Origin of the sequence: Pseudomonas alkylphenolica (assembly GCF_000746525.1) — a bacterium.
GTDB classification, from domain to species: Bacteria; Pseudomonadota; Gammaproteobacteria; order Pseudomonadales; family Pseudomonadaceae; genus Aquipseudomonas; species Aquipseudomonas alkylphenolica.
Genome location: NZ_CP009048.1, coordinates 1,720,197 through 1,745,241, shown reverse-complemented (window position 1 = coordinate 1,745,241; position 25,045 = coordinate 1,720,197). Strand labels below are relative to the sequence as shown.

At 61.5% G+C, this 25,045-nt stretch carries 20 protein-coding genes; 11 read left to right on the top strand and 9 right to left on the bottom strand.

Annotated features, from left to right (window positions below; all coding sequences use genetic code 11):
- Positions 1-43: 43 nt before the first annotated feature.
- From PSAKL28_RS08140 to cobA, 5 genes are all read left to right on the top strand, one after another.
- Positions 44-1,240, top strand: coding sequence for a CmpA/NrtA family ABC transporter substrate-binding protein (locus PSAKL28_RS08140; protein WP_038608811.1), 1,197 nt, complete (start codon positions 44-46; stop codon positions 1,238-1,240).
- Complete coding sequence (locus PSAKL28_RS08135) at positions 1,240-1,818, top strand: ANTAR domain-containing response regulator (RefSeq protein WP_038616330.1); 579 nt, start codon at positions 1,240-1,242, stop codon at positions 1,816-1,818. The genes PSAKL28_RS08140 and PSAKL28_RS08135 overlap by 1 nt, the downstream gene beginning before the upstream one ends.
- 217 nt (positions 1,819-2,035) lie before the next feature.
- Entirely contained in the window at positions 2,036-3,247 is a 1,212-nt protein-coding gene (locus tag PSAKL28_RS08130; protein WP_038608809.1) for a nitrate/nitrite transporter, read from the top strand.
- A 9-nt stretch (positions 3,248-3,256) separates the two neighbouring features.
- Entirely contained in the window at positions 3,257-4,927 is a 1,671-nt protein-coding gene (locus PSAKL28_RS08125; protein WP_038608807.1) for a bifunctional protein-serine/threonine kinase/phosphatase, read from the top strand.
- Between the two features lie 29 nt (positions 4,928-4,956).
- Positions 4,957-5,709, top strand: a complete 753-nt coding sequence (cobA, locus tag PSAKL28_RS08120) for a uroporphyrinogen-III C-methyltransferase (RefSeq protein WP_051939214.1) — start codon at positions 4,957-4,959, stop codon at positions 5,707-5,709.
- A 93-nt stretch (positions 5,710-5,802) separates the two neighbouring features.
- Here cobA and PSAKL28_RS08115 read toward each other — a convergent pair whose 3' ends face one another.
- The 8 genes from PSAKL28_RS08115 to ppsA form a co-directional block, all read right to left on the bottom strand.
- The gene (locus PSAKL28_RS08115; RefSeq protein WP_038608805.1) at positions 5,803-6,840 is read right to left on the bottom strand and encodes an OmpA family protein; all 1,038 of its coding nucleotides are present in this window, start codon (positions 6,838-6,840) and stop codon (positions 5,803-5,805) included.
- Between the two features lie 110 nt (positions 6,841-6,950).
- Positions 6,951-7,517, bottom strand: coding sequence for an RNA polymerase sigma factor SigX (gene sigX / locus PSAKL28_RS08110; RefSeq protein WP_036990388.1), 567 nt, complete (start codon positions 7,515-7,517; stop codon positions 6,951-6,953).
- A 114-nt stretch (positions 7,518-7,631) separates the two neighbouring features.
- On the bottom strand, positions 7,632-8,456 hold the full coding sequence (locus PSAKL28_RS08105) for a mechanosensitive ion channel family protein (protein ID WP_038608803.1): 825 nt from the start codon (positions 8,454-8,456) through the stop codon (positions 7,632-7,634).
- Positions 8,457-8,458: 2 nt separating this feature from the next.
- Positions 8,459-8,713 (bottom strand): CrfX protein, encoded by a 255-nt coding sequence (locus PSAKL28_RS08100; RefSeq protein WP_371261983.1) that lies wholly within the window; start codon positions 8,711-8,713, stop codon positions 8,459-8,461.
- Positions 8,714-8,808: 95 nt separating this feature from the next.
- Positions 8,809-9,804 (bottom strand): divalent cation transporter CmaX, encoded by a 996-nt coding sequence (gene cmaX / locus PSAKL28_RS08095; RefSeq protein WP_038608796.1) that lies wholly within the window; start codon positions 9,802-9,804, stop codon positions 8,809-8,811.
- Positions 9,805-9,831: 27 nt separating this feature from the next.
- Positions 9,832-10,320 (bottom strand): ribonuclease E activity regulator RraA, encoded by a 489-nt coding sequence (gene rraA / locus PSAKL28_RS08090; protein WP_038608795.1) that lies wholly within the window; start codon positions 10,318-10,320, stop codon positions 9,832-9,834.
- Between the two features lie 69 nt (positions 10,321-10,389).
- Positions 10,390-11,406: an alpha/beta fold hydrolase gene (locus PSAKL28_RS08085; RefSeq protein ID WP_038608794.1), complete on the bottom strand. Its 1,017-nt coding sequence runs from the start codon at positions 11,404-11,406 to the stop codon at positions 10,390-10,392.
- A 109-nt stretch (positions 11,407-11,515) separates the two neighbouring features.
- Positions 11,516-13,891 (bottom strand): phosphoenolpyruvate synthase, encoded by a 2,376-nt coding sequence (ppsA, locus tag PSAKL28_RS08080; protein WP_038608793.1) that lies wholly within the window; start codon positions 13,889-13,891, stop codon positions 11,516-11,518.
- 176 nt (positions 13,892-14,067) lie between these two features.
- Here ppsA and ppsR point away from each other — a divergent pair, with 176 nt between their 5' ends.
- Complete coding sequence (gene ppsR, locus PSAKL28_RS08075) at positions 14,068-14,886, top strand: posphoenolpyruvate synthetase regulatory kinase/phosphorylase PpsR (RefSeq protein ID WP_036996439.1); 819 nt, start codon at positions 14,068-14,070, stop codon at positions 14,884-14,886.
- A 168-nt stretch (positions 14,887-15,054) separates the two neighbouring features.
- On the opposite strand, the gene PSAKL28_RS08070 is transcribed toward ppsR, so the two are convergent.
- Complete coding sequence (locus PSAKL28_RS08070; protein ID WP_038608791.1) at positions 15,055-19,920, bottom strand: NAD-glutamate dehydrogenase; 4,866 nt, start codon at positions 19,918-19,920, stop codon at positions 15,055-15,057.
- 349 nt (positions 19,921-20,269) lie between these two features.
- On the opposite strand from PSAKL28_RS08070, the gene PSAKL28_RS08065 reads away from it, so the two are divergent.
- The 5 genes from PSAKL28_RS08065 (at position 20,270) to PSAKL28_RS08045 (ending at position 25,043) form a co-directional block, all read left to right on the top strand.
- Positions 20,270-20,623 (top strand): hypothetical protein, encoded by a 354-nt coding sequence (locus tag PSAKL28_RS08065; RefSeq protein ID WP_038608787.1) that lies wholly within the window; start codon positions 20,270-20,272, stop codon positions 20,621-20,623.
- 74 nt (positions 20,624-20,697) lie between these two features.
- Positions 20,698-21,408, top strand: a complete 711-nt coding sequence (locus tag PSAKL28_RS08060) for a FadR/GntR family transcriptional regulator (RefSeq protein ID WP_038608785.1) — start codon at positions 20,698-20,700, stop codon at positions 21,406-21,408.
- A gap of 118 nt (positions 21,409-21,526) precedes the next feature.
- Positions 21,527-22,720: an L-2-hydroxyglutarate dehydrogenase gene (gene lhgD / locus PSAKL28_RS08055; protein ID WP_038608783.1), complete on the top strand. Its 1,194-nt coding sequence runs from the start codon at positions 21,527-21,529 to the stop codon at positions 22,718-22,720.
- Positions 22,721-22,765: 45 nt separating this feature from the next.
- Positions 22,766-24,094, top strand: a complete 1,329-nt coding sequence (locus PSAKL28_RS08050; RefSeq protein WP_038608782.1) for an MFS transporter — start codon at positions 22,766-22,768, stop codon at positions 24,092-24,094.
- A 325-nt stretch (positions 24,095-24,419) separates the two neighbouring features.
- Entirely contained in the window at positions 24,420-25,043 is a 624-nt protein-coding gene (locus tag PSAKL28_RS08045) for a CDP-alcohol phosphatidyltransferase family protein (protein WP_038608780.1), read from the top strand.
- Positions 25,044-25,045: the final 2 nt, after the last annotated feature.

The window sequence follows — 25,045 nt, the reverse complement described above, 5'->3', positions numbered from 1 at the left end:
CACGCAAGCGGCACGGCCTGACCCTCGACACAGGCGCGATACTGTGAACAACGATACCCCCACGACTCCACTGGCCTGGGTCAACGGCAGCGATGCGCCGGAAAAGCACAGCCTGGACATCGGCTTCATGGCCCTGAGCGACTGCGCCTCGGTAGTGGTTGCCGCGACCCAGGGCTTTGCCCAGCCCTATGGCCTGAGCCTGAACCTCAAGCGCCAGAGTTCCTGGGCCGGCCTGCGCGACAAGCTGGTCAGCGGCGAGCTGGACGCCGCCCATAGCCTGTATGGGCTGATTTATGCCGTGCACCTGGGCATTGGCGGCACCGGAGCCACCGACATGGCGGTGCTGATGGGGCTCAATCAGAATGGCCAAGGCATCAATCTGTCGGCGGCGCTGCAGCGTCAGCGCGTGACCCGTCCCGAGGCGCTGGAGCGTTTCGTGCACCAAAGCAGGACAAAACTCACCTTTGCCCAGACCTTTCCGACCGGCACTCACGCCATGTGGCTGTATTACTGGCTGGCCAGCCAGGGCATCCACCCACTGCATGACGTCAACAGCGTTGTAGTGCCACCGGCGCAGATGCTTGCTCATCTACAAGCCGGGCGCATTGACGGTTTCTGTGTCGGCGAACCCTGGTCGGCCGACGCCGTCGAGCAGGGCCAGGGAATCACCTTGGCGACCAGCCAATCGATCTGGCCTGACCACCCTGAGAAAGTCCTCGGCTGTACCCGCGCCTTCGTCGAGCAATACCCCAACACCGCCAGAGCGCTGGTCAAAGCGATTCTGGCCGCCAGCCGCTTCATCGAGCAAAGCCCGGAAAACCGTCGCAGCACTGCCCAACTGCTGAGCGGCCAGGCCTACCTGGACACACCCTTGAACAGCATCGAACCGCGCCTGCTCGGCGCCTACCACGACGGCCTTGGCAATCACTGGCACGACTCGCACGCCTTGCGCCTGCACGACAACGGCCGGGCCAACCTGCCCTACCTGTCCGACGGTATGTGGTTCATGACCCAGTTCCGCCGCTGGGGCCTGCTGCGCGAAGACCCCGACTACCTCGGCGTGGCGCGCCAGGTGCAGCAACTGGCGCTGTACCGCGACGCCGCCACGGCCATCGGTGTGCCTTGTACCGAGCAGAACATGCGCCGCAGCCAGTTGATCGATGGCAGCTATTGGGATGGCAGCGACCCCGCTGGCTACGCCCGCAGCTTTGCCCTTCACGCGCTGAAGGAGATGCCATGATGCTGCGAATCCTGTTGATCGACGACACCGAAAAGAAAGTCGGGCGCCTGAAGGCCGCACTGGTTGAAGCCGGCTTCGAAGTCATCGAAGCGTCAGGGCTGATCATCGACCTGCCGGCACGCGTCGAAACGGTGCGTCCGGATGTGGTGCTGATCGATACCGAGTCACCGGGCCGGGATGTGATGGAGCAAGTCATCCTGGTCAGTCGCGACCGGCCACGGCCAATTGTCATGTTTACCGACGAGCACGATCCGAGCGTGATGCGCCAGGCGATCCAGGCCGGGGTCAGCGCTTACATCGTCGAAGGCATCCATGCGGCGCGGTTGCAGCCAATCCTCGACGTGGCCATGGCCCGCTTCGAAAGCGACCAGGCGCTCAAGGCCCAGCTGCAAGCCCGCGACCAGCAACTGGCCGAGCGCAAGCGCATCGAGCTGGCCAAGGGGCTGCTGATGAAAATGAAGGACTGCAACGAAGAACAGGCTTACACCCTGATGCGTCGCCAGGCCATGAGCAAGCAACAGAAGCTGATCCAGGTGGCCGAACAGATCATCGCCATGAGTGATTTGCTCGACACCTAGATCGCGGGGCAAGCCAGCTCCCACCGGTGGGAGCTGGCTTGCCCCGCGATGCTGGCCCGGATATTGCTGAATCTATCGTACAGGTAGCCAACGGCGGTTGCCCCTTCACGACAAAGACGTCGCATCCCCCTCGCAACAGCGGGCCGGGAGGCGGCGTCTTTTGCGTTTCTGCCCCTTGAGGGCGCGACCTGCAGTGCAACGTTCAACGAGGTGTTCGATGAATACGAGTTTCTGGAAGTCCGGGCATATTCCCACGCTGTTCGCCGCCTTTTTGTACTTCGACCTGAGCTTTATGGTCTGGTACCTGCTCGGCCCCCTGGCGGTGCAGATTGCCACCGACCTGCAACTGACCACCCAGCAACGCGGGCTGATGGTTGCCACACCGATCCTCGCCGGCGCCATCCTGCGTTTCGCGATGGGCATCCTGGCAGACCGCCTGTCACCGAAAACCGCCGGCCTGATTGGCCAGGTGATCGTCATCATTGCGTTGTTCTGCGCCTGGAACCTGGGCATACACAGCTATGAACAGGCGCTGCTGCTGGGTGTGTTCCTCGGCGTCGCCGGCGCTTCCTTTGCCGTCTCCCTGCCACTGGCTTCGCAGTGGTACCCGGCCCAGCACCAGGGCAAGGCTATGGGTATTGCCGGCGCGGGCAACTCCGGCACCGTATTCGCCGCGCTGCTGGCGCCGGTCCTGGCCGCCAGTTTTGGCTGGAACAATGTCTTCGGCTTTGCCGTGGTGCCGCTGGTGCTGACCCTGGCGCTGTTCGCCCTGCTTGCGCGCAATGCCCCGCAACGCCCCAAGCCCAAGGCCATGGCCGATTACCTCAAAGCCCTGGGTGATCGCGACAGCTGGTGGTTCATGTTCTTCTACAGCGTCACCTTTGGCGGCTTCATCGGCCTGGCCAGCGCCCTGCCCGGCTACTTCAACGACCAGTACGGCCTGAGCCCGGTCACTGCCGGCTACTACACTGCCGCCTGCGTGTTCGCCGGCAGTCTGATGCGCCCTCTGGGTGGCGCCCTGGCCGATCGCTTTGGCGGGATCCGTACCCTGCTGGCGATGTACACCGTGGCAGCCATCTGTATTGCTGCGGTCGGTTTCAACCTGCCAAGCTCGGTGGCGGCACTGGCGTTGTTCGTCAGTGCCATGCTCGGTCTTGGTGCTGGCAATGGCGCAGTGTTCCAACTGGTACCGCAGCGTTTTCGCCAGGAAATCGGCGTGATGACCGGCTTGATCGGCATGGCCGGCGGTATCGGTGGTTTCCTCCTGGCCGCCGGCCTTGGCGCAATCAAACAACACAGCGGCGACTATCAACTGGGGCTTTGGCTGTTTGCCAGCCTCGGTGTGCTGGCCTGGTTCGGCCTGTACGGCGTGAAACAACGCTGGCGCACCACCTGGGGCTCGGCCGCTGTCACCGCGGCGCGGGTCTGAGGCAGCGCCATGAGCCTGCAACTGAGCTTTGCGCAAGCCAGCGCCACCGGGCCTCGAGAAGAGAACCAGGATGCCTTGCGCCTGGTTACACCCAATCCGGAACTGGCTGCCAGTAAGGGCTATCTGTTCGCCCTCGCCGACGGCGTCAGCCAGTGCGCCGACGGCGGCCTGGCCGCGCGGGCGAGCCTGCAGGCGCTAGCTCTGGACTATTACGCCACGCCGCCTACCTGGGGCGTGGCCCAGGCGCTCGACCGCCTGTTGCTGGCGCAGAATCGCTGGCTGCGCGCCAATGGTGGTGGCCAGCCACTACTGACCACCCTCAGCGCCCTGGTGCTACGCGGTCGGCGCTTCACCCTCGCGCATGTCGGCGACTGCCGCATCTATCGCTGGGCCGCCGGCCAGTTGCAGCGCATCAGCGAGGATCACGTCTGGGACCAGCCAGGCATGCAGCATGTGCTAAAGCGCGCCCTGGGCCTGGATCAACACCTGCAGGTCGACTACCTCGAAGGCGATCTGCACGCTGGTGAATGCTTCGTCCTGCTCAGCGATGGCGTCTGGGCCAGCCTCAGCGAATCGCAAATCAGGGCGGTATTGCGCGAACAGATTGACTTGCAGGACGCGGCGCACACGCTGGTCAGTTCGGCCCATCACAGCGGCAGCCAGGACAACGCCAGCGCATTGCTGGTGCGGATTGATCAGTTGGGTGCGAGCAACCTCGGCGATTCCCTGGCGCAACTGCAGCAATGGCCGCTGCCAGGTCCCCTGCGTAGCGGCCAATCGATCGATGGCTGGACGGTCGAGCAGGCGCTCAGCCAGAGCCGGCAGTCCCTGTTGTACCGGGTTCACGACAATCAGCAACACGCCTGGCTGCTGAAAACCCTGCCCGAGCAGCGCAAGGATGAACCTGGCGCACTACAAAGCCTGCTGCTCGAAGAGTGGTTCCTGCGCCGGGTTGCCGGGCGTTATTTCCCCGAAGTACACCCGGCCAGCCAACGCCAGCACCTGTATTACCTGATGCGTGAATACCCGGGCCAGACCCTGGAGCAATTGTTCGCCCGTACCGGTCCCTTGCCGCTGGCGGATTGGCAGGCGCTTGCCCAGCAACTGCTGCAGGCCGTGGGCATGCTGCACCGGCGCAACATCCTCCATCGCGATATCAAACCGCAGAACCTGCACCTGGGTGACGATGGCCAGCTGCGCCTGCTGGATTTTGGCCTGGCCTTCTGCCCCGGACTCTCTGAAGACCGTGCCCACGAACTCCCCGGCACCCCGCCGTTCATTGCCCCGGAAGCGTTCGGCGGCGAGCCGCCCAGCGCCCGGCAAGATTTGTACAGCGTCGGCGTGACGCTGTTCTACCTGCTGACCGGTCACTACCCCTATGGCGAAATCGAAGCATTCCAGCGCCCACGCTTTGTCCAGCCCACCAGCGCCGCGCGCTACCGCCCAGACCTGCCTGAATGGCTGGAGCACAACCTGACCCAGGCATTGCTCGCCGACCCGCAACAACGTTTTGAAACCGCCGAGCAATGGCTGTTGCTGCTCGAACAAAGCGAACGCCAGCACCTGAGCATACGCCCTCGACCACTGCTCGAACGCGAGCCACTGAAGGTCTGGCGCGGCCTGGCGTTGCTGTCGCTGTTACTCAACCTGATCCTGCTGATCTGCCTGCTAAAAGGCTGACGGCATCCTTTGCCGATGAGGAATACCCGATGAATGCGAAAGTCTGGCTGATTGGTGCAGGTCCTGGCGACCCGGAACTGCTGACCCTCAAGGCCGTGCGTGCCCTGGCTGAAGCCGAGGTGGTCCTGATCGACGACCTGGTCAACCCGCAGATCCTCGCCCACTGCCCTCAGGCGCGCGTGGTTGCCGTAGGCAAACGCGGCGGATGCCGTTCCACACCCCAGGCCTTCATCCAGCGTCTGATGCTGCGCTACGCCCGCCAGGGCCGTTGTGTGGCCCGGCTCAAGGGCGGCGACCCGTGCATTTTCGGGCGTGGCGGTGAAGAAGCTGCCTGGCTGCAGACTCATGGTATCGAAACTGAACTGGTCAATGGCATTACCGCCGGCCTTGCCGGGGCAACCCAATGCGGCATTTCCCTGACCTTGCGCGGCGTAAGCCGGGGCGTGACCCTGGTCACCGCACACACTCAGGATGACAGCCCGTTGAACTGGCAGGCGCTCGCCCAGGGTGGCATCACCCTTGTGGTGTACATGGGCGTGAGCAAACTCGAAGAGGTCCGGCAAGGCCTGTTGGCAGGCGGCCTGGCAGCCGACACGCCGGTGGCGATGATCGAGAACGCATCCCTGCCCCAGCAGCGCGAACAACGCAGCACCTTGGTTCAGCTATGCGAGGACGCTGCGCGCTTCAAACTCAGCAGCCCGGCGATACTGGTGATCGGCGAAGTGGCAGCCCGGAGGGAGCGGCGGTGCGACGACTCGACTTGCCCCGCGATTGCGGGCTGACAGTCACATCGTATCGCGGGGCAAGCCCGCTCCCACCGAGCAGGCAAAGAAAAGCCCGGCCTAGGCCGGGCTTTTCCGTGAAGCGCTTACCAATTACTTGGCTTGGGCTTCTACTTGTGCTTCTACGCGACGGTTAACAGCGCGACCAGCGTCGGTGGCGTTGTCAGCAACCGGACGGGTTTCACCGTAGCCTACCGACTCAACACGGCTCGATTCTACGCCGTACTGGTTGGTCAGAACCTGCTTAACGGCGTTTGCACGACGCTCAGACAGCTTCTGGTTGTAAGCGTCAGGACCGACGGAGTCAGTGTGACCTTCAACAGTGGTGGTGGTCTGTGGGTACTGCTTCATGAAGTCAGCCAGGTTCTTGATATCACCGTAGCTGTTTGGCTTGACGACCGACTTGTCGAAGTCGAACTTGACGTCCAGCTCAACACGTACGACTTCGGCAACAGCCGGGCAGCCGTCAGCGTCAACGGTAACGTTGGCTGGGGTGTCAGGGCACTTGTCAACGTTGTCGCAGACGCCGTCGTTGTCGCTGTCGGAGCAGACTTCAGCAACTGGAGCAGGAGCAGCAGCAACTTTGCCACCGCTACCACCGAAGTTCAGACCCAGACCGACGGTTGGACCCCACTCGGTGTTGCCGTTGTCGATGTTGTACATGGCTTCAACGCCAGCACGGGCGAAGAACATGTCGGTGATGTACCACTTGGCACCGGCGCCCAGGTTGGCGAAGGTGGAGTGGTCACGACCGTTGTTGGTGGCCTGGCCCAGGCTCTCGTGCGCGAAACCAGCGGAAACGTAAGGACGCACTGCGTCGCCTACGGTACCCAGGTGGTAGGTAGCGTCGAGCTTGGCTTTAGAACCTTTGATGTCTTTGTTGAAGACTTCGCCACGAGCGTTGTGAGTCTCGTTGTAGCCCAGGTCCAGCGACAGGTCGTCGGTCAGGAAGTAACCGAGGCGAACACCAGGGTTGGTGCCGTCGTTCTTGAAATTGCGCTCGCTATCGTAGTACTGCTTGGTAACGTTACCTTCGATCTCAACCGCGCCTTGGCCCTGTGCCAGAGCGCCGAGCGAAGTTACGGCAACAAGAGAACCAATGGCCAAGCCCAAGGTGTTTTTCAATTTCATCCGTTAAATCCCCATCTGGTGATAGTTAAGCAGTCCCACCAACATCCGGGGGACAACTCGACGGCAAGTCTAGCAGAACTTGCCGGTACGTTAGAGATATTTGCGTGCTTCTAAGTTTCAGCAAGGCCCGCAAATTTCTCACGTAGCTTGTCTAGCGCACGTTTGTACCGCATTTTCGTTGCGCTCAGGCCCATATGCATGATATCGGCGATTTCCTGAAATTCCAGCTCTGCGACAAATCGTAGCACCAGAATTTCCCGGTCAATCGGATTAACATGCACTAGCCATTTATCCAGCCCACCCTTCTCTTCCGGTTTCGGCGCCTTCTCTTCCGAGGCCTCCTCAAGTGGATCAAGACTCAAGGCATCCATCAGTCGACGCTTGCGCCGCTCCTTGCGGTACTGGGTGATGCATTCGTTATAGGTGATGCTGTAGAGCCAGGTCTTGAACTTCGATTTGCCCTCGAAGTTCTTCAAACCATAGAGCACCTTGAGCATCACCTCCTGACAGACATCATCAGCATCCCGATCGTTCCCTAGATAACGTGCACACACGTTAAAAAGAGTCCGCTGGTAGCGCCGCATGAGCTCCTCATACGCGCGAGTAACATGAAAAAGCTCCTCATGCGAACGCGCCACCAACTCCTCATCAGTGAGCTCGCGGGGGTCGTAACGCATGGGCAGCGAGTGAACTTTATTCAAAACGAATCTGGCCGACAGTCAGGTCAATGTCGCCGCTTACCCCTGCCTGGGGCAATTTTGCGGCGGCATACATTAGCAGGATTTACCCGGTTAGCGGCTATTGACTCGCTGTTCGAGAAGAATCCGGTTGGACAACGAGACCAGCTCGCCGTCATCAGTCAGCAGGGTCGTCTTGACCGTGCCGATCTCCTCGATCTGCCCTTCGACCTCTCCAACCCGCACTTGCTGGCCCACTTGATAGAGCTCCCGGACATAGATTCCAGCCAGAATCTGCCCGGCAATTTCGCGGCTTCCCAGGCCCATCGCCAGGGCAACGGCCAGACCAACGGTAATCAATCCGATGACGATTACATGGTTCAGCAGGTCGGTTTTGACCTCGAGCTGGCTGATTGCCACCGAAATACTGATGATAATCACCAGGCCCTGGGCGATACGACCGACGCCGGCGGCGTACTCCAGGCCGATGCCTTCGGCGGCGCCGCGCACCAGGCCGTTGACCAGTTGTGCCAGCAGCACGCCCGCCAGCAGCACCAGTGCCGCACCGAACACCTTCGGCAGGTACAGCGCGAGCATGTCCAGGGTTGCCGAAACGCGCTCAAGACCAAGGGATTCAGCCGCCGAGACCAGAAAGATCAGCAACACGAACCAGTAGACGATCTTGCCGATCAACGTCGAGATCGGCACCTGGATACCGACCCGATCCAGCATCTTGGTCAGGCCGGTGCCGCCCATCAGGCGGTCCAGACCGAGTTTGGCCAGCAGTTTGGAGAGCAAGGTGTCGAGCAGCTTGGCCACGACAAAACCGAGCAGCACCACAACCAGGGCGCCAAACAGATTGGGGATGAAGTTCGCCACTTTGGTCCACAGCGCGGTCATCGCGGTGAGCAAGCTCTGGGTCCAGAGATTAAGTTCCATATTCAATCGGCCTTATCAGCTTTACGAGCGGTAGCGTTGCGGCGGACCGGCGCTACATGCGCCGAACCATTGTTCACGGCGATCATCAACGCCTGGCTCCAGCGGCCAAGCAGGCTGAACAGATCGCCCGCACCCACCTGACGGTTGGCGGTTTTCAGGACACGCCCAAGGCAGGCATCGTCGTCGCGCTCGCGCCCGGACGGTGATGCCTTGAGCAGGTCTCGCAGGGATTCTTCAAACGGATCGTGCATGGGCACCTCGCGCAATATCTGTCAAAGACGAGGTCGCCCCGGCACGGGTCACATGAACCGGGCAGACAGTTAATGACTGATTGTTCACGAAATGCACCGGATCACACCCAGCGCAGCCGGCGGAACAACCACCACTGCCCCAGCGCCAGCGCCAGTACCAGCAGGCTGGCGAAGAGAAAACCATAGGGGCTTTCCGATCCCGGAATTCCGCCGACATTAATGCCCAGCAGCCCGGTGACAAAACTCATGGGCAAAAAGATACAGGTGATGATGCCAAAGCGGTACATGGTCCGGTTCATGCGCTCAGCACGCCGACGGTCTTCGCTTTCCAGCACCAGCGCCGCCCGCTCACGGGTCAGCTCCAGCTCTTCAAGATAGCGAATCAGGCTGTTGTTCAGCTCGTTCCAGTAATCGGCATCGTCTTCGGCGAACCAGCTCCACTTGTTGCGCGCCAATTGCGCGTACAGCTCGCGCTGCGGCGCGAGAAAGCGGCGCAGACCGGCGGCACGGCGGCGGATCTGCTGCAAGGAAGCCTGCTCCGGCGCGTACCTCTGGTCGGCTTCAAGCTTCTCTTCTTCCAGGTCGACCACTTCCGAGAGATCACTGAGCAGCGCCTGAACCTTCTCGGTCAGCAGCTGCGCCATGCTAAGCAACAGTTCGGAGGCAGTCTTCGGGCCACGGCCTTCGGCCAGTTGCTGCAACAGCTCGTCACTGGCGCGCAATGGCCGCAAGCGCAGGGAAATCACCCGCTGTGCCTGGGCGAAAATGCGTACCGAGACCATGTCTTCGGGCTCTGCGCCCGGATTGAGGTTGACCCCGCGCAAAAACAGCAGCATCTGCTCTTCTGGCAAGGCCAACAGGCGTGGGCGGGTATTTTCTTCGAGGAGCAGGTCGCAGGCGAACTCGCTCAGGCCGCTGTCGCGGCGCAGCCAGGTCCGGGTCTGGGGATGGCTGCGATCCCAATGCAGCCAGAGGCTCTGCTCTGGCTGCAGCTGCAGGTCGTCCAGTTCAGTTCGAGCAATCGAACGCGCACCGCCTTTACCATCGAGCACCAGGGCATGCACCAACCCCCACTGCGCGTTTTCTTCCTCGAACATTCCTGCTCCACTTCGCGGTTTCAGTGCTTATTCCGGCATTTTAAGCGGACTTGGCGAGACAATCACACCATTGTTGTCTGCGTAAATGTACTCACCCGGGCGGAACGTCACCCCGGCAAAGTTCACCACCACGTTGAGGTCACCGATGCCGCGCTTGTCGGTCTTCATCGGGTGGCTGGCCAGGGCCTGCACGCCAACGTCGGTCTGTGCCAGGACATCGACGTCACGCACGCAGCCATAGATCACCAGGCCTTCCCAGCCGTTCTTGGCAGCTTTCTCGGCGAGCATGTCACCGAGCAGGGCGCGACGCAGCGAACCGCCACCGTCGACCACCAGCACCTTGCCCTTGCCATCCAGGTCAACCTGCTCCTTGACCAGCGAGTTGTCCTCGAAGCACTTGATGGTGACGATCTCACCACCGAAGGAATCGCGGCCACCGAAGTTACTGAACATCGGCTCCAGTACCTGCACCAGTTCCGGGTAGGCGTCGCACAGATCGGGGGTGAGATAATGCATGGGAAACTCCTGTCGGTTGCCAAGACAAAGGGATGTCACAGTTTCAAATCAGTTAACGAGGCCCAGCGATCACGCTTTAGGCTCAAGGCTACACGTCGGCGCCGATCCGGTCACCTGCTGCGCAGTATCATTGAGCAAAGCAGCCATGGGGTTGTGCAGCCAGCGCTCAACCAGCGGCCATACCTGCGTCTGCGCGGGCTTGCTGACCAGCATGTCGATGTGCCCGAAGTTGTCGAAGCCCTCTTCGCGCCCCAGGCGAACGAATTGCTTGTGCTCACCGCCCAACTGCTCAAACAGCTTGCGACAGGCCCACACCGGGTCCTGATGATCGCCAGCCGCGCCTACCGCCAGCACCGGCACATCGACTTCAGCCAGCCCGGCCCACCAGTCGCGATCCTTGTCGCCGAAACGGCCGAACAGACCGAACCAGCGCATGCTTTCCAGGGCCAGGCCAATCGGCTCGTCCTCCGGGCCGCGCTTGAGCCGCGAGCCGGAAATCTGCCCGAAGCGCTTGAGCAACAGGCGCCCGCCCCACTCCACTGGCGGTAATTTCAGCGGCCAGTAGGTGCGACTGACCTGAGTGCCGAAAAACGCCGCACTGGCCACCTGCTCAGCCGTCAGGTACTGACCGCCGAGTGCGGCGGCCAGCGTAGTGCCGCCCAGAGAGTGGCCGACCCAGTGCGCGGCACGGCCGCACTGTTCACTGACAAAGGCGGCGATGACCGGCAAATCGTAACGGGCATAGTCGGCAACACGGTTATATCGATAAGCGCGGTTGCGCGGCGACAGACCGTGGCCGCGCATTTCCGGAATCCACACATCAAAACCGGCGCGCGCCAGGTAGGCACCCAGGCCAACACCCCGGGGCGAATACCAGAAGCGCCGATTGGAAAAGCTGCCGTGCAGCAAAATCACCGGGGCGCCGCGCACCTCGGACTGGTCAGCCAGACCAAGACGGGTGACCGCCAGCTCAACGGTACGATCCGGGCTGTTACCGGCTTTGATCCGGTAGACGTCTTCGCTCAGATCACCGCGACGCTCGGCACTGAGCAAGGCCACGGGAAATAGAGAACTGCTGCTTTGCATAGGTTTCTTGCACGAAAAAGGGCGGGAACCATCACTGGAACACGCCCTGGAATACGGTCGGAACCTTCACCGGCCAGCGAAGGCCATGTGAAGGTTCCGGTTCAACGCCTCAGTTCGCAGCCTGGCCTTCAGCCAGGAAGAACCAGGTTTCGAGTACCGAATCCGGGTTCAGCGAGACGCTTTCGATGCCCTGCTCCATCAGCCATTTGGCCAGGTCCGGGTGGTCGGATGGGCCCTGGCCGCAGATGCCGATGTACTTGCCAGCCTTGTTACAAGCCTGGATGGCGTTGGCCAGCAGCTTCTTGACCGCAGGGTTACGCTCGTCGAACAGGTGAGCGATGATCCCCGAGTCGCGGTCCAGGCCCAGGGTCAGCTGGGTCAGGTCGTTGGAACCGATGGAGAAGCCGTCGAAGTATTCGAGGAACTCTTCGGCGAGGATGGCGTTGGACGGCAGCTCGCACATCATGATCACGCGCAGACCGTTGTCGCCGCGAGCCAGGCCGTTTTCAGCAAGCAGGTCGACGACCTGGCTGGCTTCACCCAGGGTGCGCACGAACGGCACCATGATCTCGACGTTGGTCAGACCCATTTCGTTACGCACGCGCTTGAGTGCACGGCACTCCAGCTCGAAGCAGTCACGGAAGGTTTCGCTGATGTAACGCGAGGCGCCACGGAAGCCCAGCATCGGGTTTTCTTCTTCCGGCTCGTAGAGCTTGCCGCCGATCAGGTTGGCGTATTCGTTGGACTTGAAGTCCGACAGACGCACGATGACCTTCTTCGGCCAGAACGCCGCCGCCAGGGTACTGATGCCCTCAACCAGTTTTTCGACGTAGAAGCCGACCGGATCGCTGTAACCGGCGATACGCTTGTCGACGCTTTCTTTCAGCTCGGCAGGCAGGCCGGCATAGTTCAGCAGCGCCTTGGGGTGCACGCCGATCATGCGGTTGATGATGAACTCCAGGCGCGCCAGGCCGACACCGGCGTTGGGCAGCTGGGCAAAATCGAACGCACGGTCCGGGTTGCCGACGTTCATCATGATTTTGAACGGCAGATCTGGCATGGCATCGACCGAGTTCTGACGGACGTCGAAGCCCAGCTCGCCTTCGAAGATGAAACCGGTATCGCCTTCGGCGCAGGAAACGGTCACGCCCTGGCCATCTTTGAGCAGCTGGGTGGCGTTGCCGCAACCGACCACTGCCGGAATACCCAGTTCACGGGCGATGATCGCCGCGTGGCAGGTACGCCCGCCACGGTTAGTGACAATGGCGCTGGCGCGCTTCATTACCGGCTCCCAATCCGGGTCGGTCATGTCCGATACCAGCACGTCGCCAGCCTGGACCTTGTCCATTTCCGAGACGTCTTTGATGATCCGCACCTTGCCGGCGCCGATACGCTGGCCGATGGCACGGCCTTCAACCAGCACGGTGCCGGTTTCCTTGAGCAGGTAACGCTCCATGACATTGGCCTGGGAACGGCTCTTCACGGTTTCCGGACGCGCCTGCACGATGTACAGCTTGCCGTCATCGCCGTCTTTGGCCCACTCGATGTCCATCGGGCACTTGTAGTGCTTCTCGATGATCATGGCCTGTTTGGCCAGCTCGCTGACTTCGGCGTCGCTCAGGCAGAAACGGCTGCGGTCGGCTTTGTCGACATCAACGGTCTTGACCGAACGACCGGCCTTGGCTTCTTCGCCGTAGACCATCTTGATGGCCTTGCTGCCCAGGTTGCGACGCAGGATGGCCGGGCGGCCGGCTTCCAGCGTGCCTTTGTGGACATAAAATTCATCCGGGTTGACCGCACCTTGTACGACGGTTTCACCCAGGCCGTAGGCGCCGGTGATGAACACTACATCACGGAAACCCGATTCGGTGTCGAGGGTGAACATCACGCCGGCAGTACCGGTTTCCGAACGCACCATGCGCTGCACGCCTGCCGACAGGGCCACCAGCTTGTGGTCGAAGCCCTGGTGCACGCGGTAGGAAATGGCGCGGTCGTTGAACAGCGAAGCGAACACTTCCTTGGCGGCGCGGATGACGTTTTCGACGCCACGGATGTTCAGGAAGGTTTCCTGCTGACCGGCGAACGAAGCGTCTGGCAGGTCTTCGGCGGTGGCCGAGGAACGCACGGCGACGGCCATGTTCGGGTTGCCCTGGGACATTTCAGCAAAAGCGGTGCGAATTTCAGCGTTCAGACGCTCGGGGAACTCGGCTTCCATGATCCACTGACGGATCTGCGCACCGGTACGGGCCAGGGCATTGACGTCATCGACATCCAGCGCGTCGAGCGCGGCGTGGATCTGGGCGTTCAGCCCACTCTGCTCGAGAAAATCACGGTACGCCTGAGCCGTAGTGGCAAAGCCGCCGGGGACCGATACACCGGCGCCCGCGAGGTTACTGATCATCTCGCCGAGGGATGCGTTCTTGCCCCCCACATGCTCTACATCATGGACGCCGAGCTTATCGAGGGAAACTACGTACTCTACCAAGGTGATCTCTCCACTAACTGTGTTGGAAAAGCTCAGGTCGCCCGCCTGCCAGCTCTGGCTTGGCCGGGCGCTTGTGGCCTGGACCCGGAAAATAAGTGAGAATGCCGAACACGATGTTCGGTAAACCGAACCTATCATATCCAAGAATTCTCACCAGCTTAAGGCCCAAGGCGCAAATGAAACGATCTGCTTTCTTTATTTCCGACGGCACCGGTATCACTGCCGAGACGCTGGGACAGAGTCTTCTGGCGCAATTCGATACCATACCGTTCAATAAATTCACCCGTCCGTACATCGACAGTGTGGAAAAAGCGCGGGCCATGGTACAGCAAATCAATAGCGCCGCAGAAAAGGACGGTGTCCGTCCGATCATCTTTGACACCATCGTCAATCAGGATATCCGCGAAGTCCTGGCCACCTCCAATGGCTTCATGATCGACATTTTCTCGACCTTCCTGGCCCCGCTGGAGCAGGAACTGACAGCGCATTCGTCCTATTCAGTGGGTAAATCCCACTCCATCGGCGGCAACTCCAACTACATGGAGCGCATCGAGGCAGTCAACTTTGCCCTGGACAATGATGACGGCGCCCGTACTCACTACTACGACAAGGCTGACCTGATCCTGGTGGGCGTCTCGCGCTGCGGCAAAACCCCGACCTGTCTGTACATGGCCATGCAATTCGGCATCCGCGCGGCCAACTACCCGCTGACTGAAGACGACATGGAACGCCTGCAACTGCCGCAGGCCTTGAAAAACCACCAGCACAAGCTGTTCGGCCTGACCATCGACCCGGACCGGCTGACCGCCATTCGTCATGAGCGCAAGCCCAACAGCCGCTATGCCAGCTTCGCCCAGTGCGAATTCGAAGTGCGCGAAGTCGAGAACCTGTTCCGCCGCGAGAACATTGCCCACATCAACTCCACGCATTTCTCGGTGGAAGAGATAGCGGCGAAGATTCTTGTGGAGAAAGGTGTGGAGCGACGCTTCAAGTAACACGCGGTGGGAGCAATTGCCTTGATTGGCTAGCGGCCAAACGGTGGGAGCGGGCTTGCCCCGCGATTGGGGTTGTCAGTTACATCGCCTCGCGGGGCAAGCCCGCTCCCACTGTGCTCCCACAAAAAAGCCCCGGCAATTGCCGGGGCTTTTCATTTCAGCTCAGACTCAGGACGGCACCACCGCCGCCTGCCCGCTCATGGCCAGATCCACCAGCTCGCGGTTGGCTACCGCGTACATGGCGTAATCGGTACCGGTTGCGGCACGCAGCTCGTCCAGCATGGCGCGCCAGCGGTTGACCATCACGCGGTGCTGATCCAGCCACAGCGTCACGCGGGCATCCATGTCTTGCGGCGCATCGGCCATCTGCAGGACCGAGATGGTGATCGCGCGCTGCTGCAGGTCGATATCATCGCGGAACGACTCGCGGGCCAGGGCCTGCCAGTTGTTTTCCACCGACAGGTTGCTGATTTCCTGCAGGTACCAGGTCAGATCCAGCGCGCTGCCCACCGCGAAGAAGGCCTTGGCCACTTCAGCCGGATCCTGGCCGGTGACGTCGGACGCTTCGATAATCGGCAACAGGGTGTACAGGTGCGTGGTACCGGCAACCATACGCGCCAGCAGCTCCGGCACACCGGCTTCGACGAAGCCCTGGTAACGAGTCATCCAGCGCTCACGGGTCGGCCCTTCCAGCAGCTCATCAAGCTTCAGACCCAACGCGGCGATCTTCGGCCCGAAATGCGCGACATCGCGCCCGGCGTCCTGCTCGTTGCGACGGCTACGCAGGAACCAGCGGGTTGCCCGACGGCCCAGACGCATCAGCTCGTCCATCAGGGTCAGCTGGATTTCCGCAGGCACCTGGTAGTCCAGCGCCTCGATCTGACGAAACCAGTGCGGCAGGTGGAAGATATCCCGCACGATCACGTAAGCACCGGCAACGTTCGCCGGGCTCATGCCGGTGGACTCCTTCAGACGCTGAACGAAGGTGATGCCCATGTTGTTGACCAGATCGTTGGCGATCTGGGTGCTGACGATTTCGCGCTTCAGGCGATGGCGACGCATGGCCTCGGCGAACTTGCTCACCAGTGACGGTGGGAACGCGGTTTCCATGTCGCGCGTCAGGTAGTCGTCATCCGGCACCAGCGACTTGAGCAGCTGTTCCTTGAGGTCGATCTTGCTGTAGGAGATCAGCACCGACAGTTCGGCGCGGGTCAGGCCCTGTCCAGCAGCCAGGCGCTCGGCCAGCTGTTCTTCGGTGGGCAGGAACTCGATAGCCCGGTCCAGCTTGCCACGGCTTTCCAGGTCGGCCATCAGCCGCTTGTATTCGGCGATGCGCTCCTTGGCCCGACGAGCGGCCAGGGACAGCGCCTGGGTCTGCTTGTAGTTGTTGCCCAGCACCAGACCGGCCACTTCATCGGTCATGCTGCCCAGCAGCTGGTTACGCTGCTTCTCGGTCATGTCGCCAGCCTGCACCACTTCGTTGAGCAGGATCTTGATGTTGACCTCGTGGTCGGAGCAGTCCACGCCACCAGCGTTGTCGATAAAGTCGGTGTTGGTGGCACCACCATTGAGGCCGAACTCGACCCGCCCCAGCTGGGTCATGCCGAGGTTACCGCCCTCGCCCACCACTTTGCAGCGCAGCTCGTTGCCGTCGACACGCAGGGCATCGTTAGCCTTGTCGCCAACATCGGCGTGGCTTTCTTCGCTGGACTTGACGTAGGTACCGATACCGCCGTTCCACAGCAGATCAACCGGTGCCTTGAGCAAGGCATTGAGCAGCTCGGTCGGGGTCAGCTTGTCGGCTTCGATAGCAAAGCGCTCTTTCATCTGCGGGGTGATCGCAATGCTTTTCGCGCTGCGCGGGAAGATCCCGCCACCTTCGGACATGATGCTGGTGTCGTAGTCGCTCCAGGCCGAACGCGGCAGGTCGAACAGACGCTTGCGCTCGGCAAAGCTGCTGGCTGGCTCCGGATTCGGGTCGATGAAGATGTGCAGGTGGTTGAACGCAGCCACCAGCTGCAGCTTCTCGGACATCAGCAGGCCGTTGCCGAACACGTCACCGGCCATGTCACCGACACCGACCACGGTGATCGGGTCTTCCTGGACGTTGATGCCGCGTTCACGGAAGTGACGCTGCACGCCAACCCAGGCGCCACGGGCAGTGATACCCATTTTCTTGTGGTCGTAACCGGCCGAACCACCGGAAGCGAAGGCATCGCCGAGCCAGAAGCCGTAATCGATGGCAATGCCGTTGGCGATGTCGGAGAAGGTTGCGGTGCCCTTGTCGGCCGCCACCACCAGGTACGGGTCGTCATCGTCGTGACGCACGACATTGGCCGGCGGCACCAGGGCGCCGTCCTTGAGGTTGTCGGTGATGTCCAGCAGCCCGGAAATGAAGATCCGGTAGCAGGCGATGCCTTCAGCCTGGATATCGTCACGGCTACCGCCCAGCGGCAGGCGGCGCGGCAGGAAGCCGCCCTTGGCCCCGACCGGCACGATCACCGAGTTCTTCACCTGCTGGGCTTTTACCAGGCCCAGCACTTCGGTACGGAAGTCTTCCTCACGGTCCGACCAGCGCAGACCACCACGGGCGACGTTACCGAAGCGCAGGTGCACGCCTTCGACGCGCGGCGAGTAAACGAAAATCTCGAACTTCGGCACCGGCTTGGGCAGCTCGGGGATCAGCTTGGGATTGAACTTGAAGCTGAAGTACGACTTGACCTGGCCGTGGGCGTCGGTCTGGTAGAAGTTGGTGCGCAGGGTAGCCTTGATCAGGTCCAGGTAGCGACGCAGGATGCGGTCTTCGTTGAGCACCTGGACGTCGTCCAGAGCCGTCAGAATGGCCTGCTCCAGACGTTGCTGCTTGTCGTCCAGGTCTTCGCTGGTGAGCTTGCGCGCCAGGTAGAAGCGGGTCTTGAACAACCGGGTCAACTCGCGGGCGATGTCGGTGTGGTTGTTCAGGGTGCTGGCGATGTACCCCAGGTCGAAGCCCAGGCGGATCTGCTTGAGGTAGCGGGCATAGGCACGCAGCAGCGCAACGTCGCGCCACGGCAGGCCGGCGGTCAGTACCAGGCGGTTGAAGGCGTCGTTTTCCGCATCGCCCCTGACGATGTGGACAAAGGCGTCTTGCAGGGTGTCGTTAAGTTGCTGGATATCCAGGTCCAGGCCTTCGCTGTAGGTGAAGGCGAAGTCGTGAATCCAGAACTCGCGGCCACTGGCGTGACGCAGGTGATACGGGAACTCGCCGAGCACACGCAGGCCGAGGTTTTCCAGAATCGGCAGCACGTCCGACAGTGCCAGCGGGGTATCGGCGTGGTACAGCTTGCAGTGCAGCTGGCGCTCACCGAGCTGGGTCAGCGGCTGGTAGAAACTCATCACCAGCGGCTTGCGCTCGGACAGGGTCAGCAGGTGCTGCATGTCGACCACCGCCGAATGGGCGGCGAAGCGCTCGCGGTAGCCGGCCGGGAAGCCTTTCGGGAAGTCGGCCAGGACGTTGGTGCCCTGGGCTTCGCCGAAGCTTTCGACGGTCAGGCTGGCGTAGTCGTCCTGCCACGAACGGCAGGCCTGGATGACTTCGTTTTCCAGCTGTTGCGGGTCGATGTCGATGCGGTTTTTCGGATCGACGCGCAGGATCAGCTGCACACGCGCCAGCACCGACTCGGAGAAGAAGGTCCAGAACTCGCAATCGCTGGCCTTCAGGCGCTCCATCAGCACCTGCTGAATCTTCTGCCGCACTTCGGTGGAGTAGATATCGCGCGGCACATAGGCCAGGCAGTAGCAGAAGCGGCCGTACGGATCCTTGCGCAGGAATACGCGGATCTTGTTGCGCTCCTGGATCTGCACGATCGACATCACGGTGCTGAACATCTCATCCACCGGCGTCTGGAACAGATCATCTCGCGGCAGTACTTCCAGTACCTGGGCCAGCTCTTTACCCAGGTGGGCTTTGGGGTCGAAGTGCGAGCGGCGCTCGACTTCGGCGACCTTGCCACGGATATAGGGGATGTTGCGCACGCTCTCGCCATACACCGAAGAGGTGTACAGGCCCATGAAGCGGCATTCCTTGATGACCTTGCCGTCGGCATCCAGCTGGCGGATCGAGACGTAATCCGGGTAGGCCGGACGGTGCACACGGCTCGGGTAAGCGGCCTTGGCGAAGGACAGCAGCAGCGGCTCGTTGAGGTAGTTGACCGCGTAGTCTTCGATACGCAGGTCTTCGGCGGTGAGACCCGCGCGCAACAGGCGGGTCAGGCCGAGGAACGACTGCTCGTCATACGCCAGTTGACCACCCTGGGCATCGGCGCGGACCACGAATTCTTCATAACCAAGGAAAGTGAAGTGGTTGCCCACCAGCCATTCCAGGAAGTCCTTGACCTCGGCCTTCTCGGCCTGGGCCGGGGCATAGGCGGTTTGCTCGACCAGCGCCAGCAGTTCCCGCAGTTTGGCTTTCATCGGCTCGAAATCGGCCACTGCAACGCGTACTTCGGCCAGCACTTGCTCCAGCTCGCGGCTCAGCACGTTGAGCTCGGCGGCGTTGGCGCAGCGGTCGATCTCCAGGTACATCAGTGACTCTTGCGAAACGCCCTCGCCCTGAGTGCCCTTGGGCAGGACTTCCAGCAGCTCGCCCTTGGCCCCGCGACGCACGCTCAGTACGGTGGTCTGCAGGGTATGGATGCTGTAGCCGCGGCGGTTGAGCTCGGTGCGTACCGAGTCGACCAGGAAAGGCAGATCATGGTGCAGGACTTCGACCGCGGTGTGGGTCGACTGCCAGCCATGACGCTCGTAATCGGGGTTGTAGACGTGAACCTGAGGGTGCGCTGGGTCGAAACGTTCGATGATGCGCCAGGCCGACAGGGTGCAACCGGCCAGGTCCGACAGGCGGCGCTGGGTGAGTTCGTCTAGAGAAATGATGCCGAAGAACTGTTCGGCGAACATCGCCACTTGTGGCAGTGCCTGTTCGCTGATGTGCTGCGCCAGGGCCGCTTGCAGTTGGTGCTGGAAGTCGGCTTTGCTGGCTGCGGTGAAAAACGCCATCTGTGGTACTCCGCTGGGCTTTGTTATGGAGTGAAGCGTCGCGCGCGTCCGCCATCTACGGATCAACGATAGCCAACCCGTAGCAGGAGGACGGAAAAACCATCAGAACAGGTGTAAATCGTGACTCACAAGTCACATGCAGCTGTTCCACGGATGGGCATCTGCAAAAACGACTGCTCCAGGCAGAGCTGTGTCTTTACGGGTGACCATCGACAGCGCAGCTTAACGAGTGCCCGCCCGCCCCTGCTTGCGGTGCTGCGACATATTCGGTCATTGAGGTGCAGGTCCACGTTTATCCGGGAGCCGAAGACTGGCAGAATCGTGTTTCAACTTATTTATCGAGCCACTCATGCAACTGACCACCGCCCTGCTCTTCGCCACCCCTTGCGATGATGAAGAAGACAACATGGCCACCTTGTGCTGCCACAGCGACAAGGGCCAGCTGTTCCTCATGACCCGCTATCCGGACGAAGACCTTGTGGACATCACCCTCGACGACCATTACGCCCCGGTCGAAGGCTTGAAGGTCACCCTGGGCAAAACCCGATTGCTGATTGAGGTTGCACCTCTGGATGCCGACGCCCTCGGTGGCGATGATCACCTGGAAATCACCCTGAGCAGCGACGGCACTGATCTGGCCGAGGTTGAAGAGACCTTGCAGAACATCCTCAAGGGCACCGGCACCTACATCAGCGAGCTGTAATCGCGACTGCGGTTTCTTGACAAGAAACCCACTCGAAGGCATTGTCTGACAACCTGACTAATGAGCAATACCCCATGCTTGAGCTTCAGCGCCCCGATACGCTGGTTGAACGCGTCGTCGGTGCCATCCGTGCAGAGATCGATTCCGGGCGCCTGGCGGCCGAATCGCGCCTGCCCACCGAACAGCAACTGGCCGAACAGCTGAACGTCAGCCGCTCGGTAGTGCGCGAGGCGGTGGCCCAGCTCAAGGCCGATGGTGTATTGATCGCCCGTCGCGGCCTGGGTTCGTACATTTCGCAAACCCCGACCGGTACAGTGTTTCGCTTCCCGTCTGGACAGGGTCGACGCCCGGATCTGGTGCAGATGTTCGAAGTGCGCCTGTGGATCGAAACCCAGGCGGCCTCGGTTGCCGCCCAGCGCCGCGATGCTGCCGACCTTGCGCGGATGAACAAGGCCCTGCAGGAGATGCTCGACAAGCGCAGCGACTTTGCCGCAGCGGCAGCCGCTGACGTCGAGTTTCATCGCGCCATCGCCGACGCCAGCAAAAACGATTACTTCGTGGCCTTCCACGACTTTCTCCGTGGCCAGCTGGCCGCCGCCCGCAAAACCGCCTGGGAAAACTCGGCCGCCCACTCGGTGGGTGGTTCGGCGGATGCCAACCGCGAGCACCAGGCGCTGTACCAGGCCATCGCCGATGGCGACCGTCATGTGGCGGCAGCCTGCGCCGAAGCCCACCTGCGCGCCTCGGCCAAACGCCTGAAACTGGAATTGCCAAGCATCGATTGAACCCTTGAACTGCCATGAATAGCGGGCGCTGGTGCATAGCGCCCTTTTGTTTGACCGACTTAGTCTGACAACCTGATAAGCAGACTCTCTGACAAGAACAAGCCAAGGTGACACCTGCATGATTTACGACTACTGCATCATCGGCGGCGGCATCGTCGGCCTCGCCACCGCCATGGCGCTCCTCGAACGCCAGCCAGGCGCTTCGCTGCTGATCCTGGAGAAGGAAGCGAGCCTGGCCAGGCACCAGACCGGTCACAACAGTGGCGTCATCCATGCGGGGATCTATTACGCCCCGGGCAGCCTCAAGGCCGATCTGTGCAAGCGCGGCGCCGAGGCAACCAAAGCGTTCTGCACCGAGCACAAGATCAAGTTCGATGTCTGCGGCAAACTGCTGGTGGCCTCTACCCCGCTGGAAGTCCAGCGCATGCAGGCCCTGTACGAGCGTTCACAGCAAAATGGCCTGAAAGTCGAACGCCTCGATGGCACTGAACTGCAACGCCGCGAGCCGAACATCGTCGGCCTCGGCGGGCTGTTTCTCGATGCCACCGGCATCGTCGATTACAAGCAGGTGTGCCAGGCCATGGCCCGGGTGATCCAGGCCGCGGGTGGCGAAGTGCACTTGTCGACCACCGTGCGCGCGATCGTCGAGAGCGGCGACAGCGTCACCATCAGCAGTGATGACAAAGTCTGGCAGGCCCGTCAGCTGGTGGCCTGTGCCGGTCTGCAGTCGGATCGCCTGGCGGCAATGGCCGGGGTCAAGATCGACCACCAGATCATTCCTTTCCGCGGTGAATACTTCCGCCTGCCGGCCAGCAAGAACGACATCGTCAACCACCTGATCTACCCGATCCCCGACCCGGAACTGCCGTTTCTCGGCGTGCACCTGACACGGATGATCGACGGCAGCGTCACCGTCGGGCCCAACGCCGTGCTGGGCCTGGGCCGGGAGAACTACAAGAAGTTCTCGGTGAACTGGCGCGACGTTGCCGAATACGCACGCTTCCCCGGCTTCTGGAAAACCATCTGGGCCAACCTCGGCTCGGGCACCACCGAAATGAAGAACTCGCTGTTCAAGGGCGGCTACCTGGAGCAATGCCGCAAGTACTGCCCATCGCTGAACATCGAAGACCTACTGCCCTATGAAGCCGGGATCCGCGCCCAGGCGGTGATGCGCGACGGCACCCTGGTCCACGACTTCCTGTTCGCCGAGACGCCGCGCATGGTGCATGTCTGCAATGCCCCGTCGCCGGCCGCCACCTCGGCGATCCCGATCGGCCAGATGATCGCCGACAGGATCTTCAAGACCCGCTGAAACCCTGCTGAACACCATAACTACAAAGACAAAAGGAAACCTCAGATGTCGGTACACGAGACGGCTGCGGCCGCGACAGAAACCCCGGAACAAAATAAAAAGCGCCTGCGCAAGGTCGCGGCGGCCACCATCTTCGGCTCGATGCTGGAGTGGTATGACTTCTACCTGTACGCCACCATGGCGGCGATTGTCTTCTCCAAGGTGTTTTTCGACCCGAGCAATCCGGCCGTGGCCTCGCTGCTGGCCTTTTCCACTTTTGCCATCGGCTTTATCGCCCGGCCTTTCGGCGGCATCCTCTTCGGTTACCTGGGTGACCGTTTCGGACGCAAGCAGGTGCTGGTCATCACCTTCTGCCTGATGGGTGTCTGCACCACCCTGATCGGCCTGATCCCCAGCTATGCCTCGATCGGCATCTGGGCGCCGATCATCCTCGTTCTGGTCCGGGTGATTCAGGGGCTGGGGGCCGGCGCCGAGCTCTCTGCCGCGGCGGTCACATCCTATGAGCACGCCAGTGAAGGCAAGCGCGGCAGCCAGGGTGCCTGGCCGGCACTGGGGCTGAACCTGGGCCTGTTGCTGTCGTCGCTGACCGTGTACCTGCTGACCATGAACGGCAACGAGTTCCTGCTCTCCGGTGGCTGGCGCATCCCGTTCATCTGCAGCATCGTGCTGGTCGCCGTCGGCCTGTGGGTGCGCAGAAGCATTCCGGAAACCCCGGACTTCAAAGAGCTCGACAAAACTCAGCGCAAAGCGCAGGTGTCGCCACTCAAGCTGCTGTTCAAGAACGACCTCAAGGGTCTGGCCGTGGTGTTCTTCGTCGCCATCGGCTACAACGCCCTGAGCTACATCTTCAAGACTTTCTCGCTGGCCTACCTGACCCAATACAAAGGCGTTGAAGCGCATGTCACTTCGCTGTCGGTGACCATCGCCAGCCTGGTGGCGATTATCGCCGTGCCGTTCTTCGGCTGGCTGTGCGACAAGTGGAGCAGCAAGACCGTGCTGATGCTCGGCGGGGTTTTCTCGGTGCTGTTCGCCTATCCGTTCCTGGCCCTGCTCAACACCGGCGAGCCGACGATGATCTACCTGGCGATCGCCATCGGTACCGGCATCCTCGCACCGATGATGTTCGCCCCTCAGGGCTCGTTCCTCAGCCGCCAGTTCCCGACCCAGACCCGTTCCTCGGGCTTCGGTACCGGCCGCGAGATCGGTACGGCCGTCGCCGGTGGCCTGGCACCATTGGGCGGCCTGGCCCTGGTGGCCAGCTCCGCGACCCACTCCACCGATGGCGTGGCGGTGATCCTGGCGGTGGCGGCGGTGCTGGTGGTGGTGTTTGCCCTGTGTGACCAAGGGCACAAGCATTCCAGCTTCAAGAACTGAAACATCGCCTCACTCACCCGCGTAGTCTTCGGCCTACGCGGGCCCCGCCCACGTCGCAACCTGTAGCACTGGCGTAATGCTGTTCACTTAAGGGAAGCGGGACAAGCCCGGTGGGAGCGGGCTTGCCCCGCGATTGCGTTTTGTCAGGCAAATCGCAATCGCGAGGCAAGCTCGCTCCCACCTAAGTGAACAGCATTAGCAGCACTGCCAGGATTTCCTCTACAGTTGCTTCTGCATAACGCTGCAGCCGCTGATGGCGCTCCGCGCCTTTGCCCGGCGCCATCCTGACCTAAACCTGTTCCCTGCCCGGTCGAGACCTGCTCCGATGGTGTCCATCTACCAACTCAAACCTGCCTTCCAGAACCTCCTGCGACCGCTGGTCAAACGCCTGCACGCGCGCAGCGTCACCGCCAATCAGATCACCTTGCTGGCGGGTGCCTGCTCGGTACTGCTTGGCTGCCTGATCGCCCTGTTTGCGCAGCATGCCTGGCTGTTCATCCTGATTCCGTTATGGATGATCCTGCGCATGGCCCTCAACGCCATTGACGGTATGCTGGCCAGAGAGTTCGGCCAGCAATCGCACTTGGGGGCCTACCTCAACGAACTGTGCGACATCGTTGCCGACAGTGCGCTGATCCTGCCTTTCGCACTGGTTCCAGGCGTCAGCGCATTTGCTGTGGTGCTGGTTGCGCTATTGGCGGTGTTCAGCGAGTACACTGGCGTGCTCGGGCCAATGGTCGGCGCCTCACGCCGCTATGACGGGCCGATGGGCAAAAGTGACCGCGCCTTCGTGCTCGGCGCCTTGGCCATTGCGATCGCCCTGGGTTGGCTCAGCGCCGTCTGGATCAATGCAGTGTTCGCGGTGATTGCCGGGTTGTTGGTATATACCCTGATCAACCGGGTGCGCCAGGGACTCAAAGAAGTAAAGGAAAACGCCCCATCAGCATAAGG